This is a genomic window from bacterium, from assembly GCA_024226335.1.
In the GTDB taxonomy this organism is placed as follows: Bacteria; Myxococcota_A; UBA9160; order SZUA-336; family SZUA-336; genus JAAELY01.
The window spans coordinates 1-1,718 of sequence record JAAELY010000345.1 but is presented as its reverse complement, the minus strand read 5'-3'; the positions used below and the strand labels follow the sequence as shown (position 1 = coordinate 1,718).

Genomic DNA, 1,718 nt, shown 5'->3' with positions numbered 1-1,718 from the left:
GGAGACGGGTCGATCTGGATGTTCGGGAAGGGCAAGCCGGTGGCCTACGGCCTCGATCGGCTAGGAGCGGTACGAGAGGCTGGATACCTCATCCTCGTCGAGGGCGAAAGCGACTGCTGGACGTTGTGGCATCACGGATTTCCCGCCATCGGGATTCCCGGAGCAGGAATGACGAAAGTGTTGCGCGTTGACAACCTGGAGAACATCCCGCGAATTCTTGTCTGCCAGGAACCCGGACGGGGCGGAGAAACGTTTGTCGCGGGAGTTGCCAAGCAACTCCGAAACCTCAAGTGGAAAGGTGACCTGTTCGTTTTCTCGCTCACTGGCTGCAAAGATCCCAATGAGCTACACAGGGTTGATCCAGAGCGGTTTACTCCCACGTTCCAATCAGCCCTTGACGGTGCGGAGAGATTGGAGTTTACCAACCCTGCCAGTGACGCCGACGTAGGCGCCTCAATCGAGATTGACAGGGTGGTTACGTCGTCGGGCCTCGACAAGCTGACGAAAAACTCAACTCCCCGACAGATCGACGAATCCCTTCGGGAGTTCGTAGCGAGGCTCGAAGGTAGCGACGACCTGCTGCGAGCTGTGGCAAGGGTGACGGCGATCAAGCAGCTGCAGCGCATCAAGTCGGGAGCTCCGGCTAAGCTCGTTGACGCTGCTTTCAAGACTCTTCGCGAGAGCACAGACCACAGAGACCTCCCCGGACATCACGGGTTTCTATCTGACCCTGAGCCCCATCAAGAGCCCGTTGATGGGACGAAACTTCTCGATGATTTGGTTCGCACTTTCGAGAAGTTCATCGTCCTTGTTGATGGTGCGGCTGTCGCGTTGGCGCTTTGGACAATACACACGTACGCCATCGCGGCCAGTTACATTTCACCTATCATCGCACTGCTCAGTCCCGAGAAACGTTGCGGGAAGACGACTGTCCTCATCGTCCTCGGCGCACTTGTGCGAAAGTCCCTCCCTGCGTCGAACATTACATCGGCTGCCCTGTTTCGTTCCATTGAGCACTACACTCCCACGCTGCTGATCGACGAGGCGGATAGTTTCCTCGCCAAGAGTGACGAGCTGCGCGGCGTGCTCAACTCCGGCCACACTCGTGCCAACGCCGTCGTGATCCGCACCGTTGGCGACAACCACGAGCCGAAGGTCTTCTCGACGTGGGGACCAAAGGCCATCGCGCTGATCGGCAAGTTGCCTTCGACGCTGGAGGATCGGTCGGTTGTCATCCCGATGAGGCGTCAGGCTCCGGGCGAGAAGGCGGAGCGAGTACGACAGGAACACCTCGGAACAGAACTCGGAGAGCTCCGTGCCCAGATCGCGCGATGGGTAGCAGACCATGAGGATGATCTAGAGGGCATCGACCCCGACGTTCCACATGAGCTCCACGACCGCGCCCAGGACAACTGGCGCCCCTTGCTCGGGATCGCAGATGCAGCCGGTGGGGATTGGCCAGAGCGAGCCCGTCGTGCCGCATTGGATCTGAATCGCTCGGATCGCGAGGGCGATAGCACGCCCGGTGTTCAACTTCTTTCAGACCTTCGCGATCTGTTTGAAGGTCGCGGCGTGGATCGTATGTCTTCGGAGCAGATTGTCGCCGTATTGACGAAGATGGAAGACAGGCCATGGCCCGAATGGCGACGAGGCCAGCCGCTCACCCAGTCTGGACTGGCTCGACTTCTCAAGCGGTACGACATCCGACCGCGAACCAT

Annotated in this window: 1 protein-coding gene; it reads left to right on the top strand. The window is 59.3% G+C overall.

Annotation, left to right across the window (positions count from 1 at the left end):
• On the top strand, positions 1-1,718 hold a 1,718-nt coding region (locus tag GY725_18025), incomplete at both ends, for a DUF3631 domain-containing protein (protein MCP4006084.1).